Here is a 296-nt window from a genome sequence, read left to right on the forward strand (position 1 = left end):
GTCAGATATTGCCAGCTCTGGTAATTGAAGTCGCGGACGACAAGCCCGCCCTTGCCTGATTTCGCGACCGCCGAGGCGGTAGCGATGGCGTTTTCCCAGGTCCATTCGCCGGCAGCGATCATGTCCGCCGGGGTCTTTGCGCCTGCGGCCTTGATGAGATCATTGTTGACGAACACCGCGAAAGGCGAGGTCGAGAATGGATAGGCGAAAAGCTTGCCGTCCTGCGACCAGCGTTCCGTGGCCCCGGCACTGACTTCATCGAGATTATAACCCTGCGCGGCTTTCAGCGTGTCGGT

General features: G+C 59.8%; 1 pseudogene. It reads right to left on the bottom strand.

What is annotated here, in order from left to right:
• A pseudogene (locus tag SB764_RS39280) lies at positions 1–296 on the bottom strand (hypothetical protein); the annotation flags it as partial.

It is taken from the genome of Paraburkholderia sp. SIMBA_027 (genome assembly GCF_046535315.1).
Taxonomy (GTDB): Bacteria; Pseudomonadota; Gammaproteobacteria; order Burkholderiales; family Burkholderiaceae; genus Paraburkholderia; species Paraburkholderia tropica.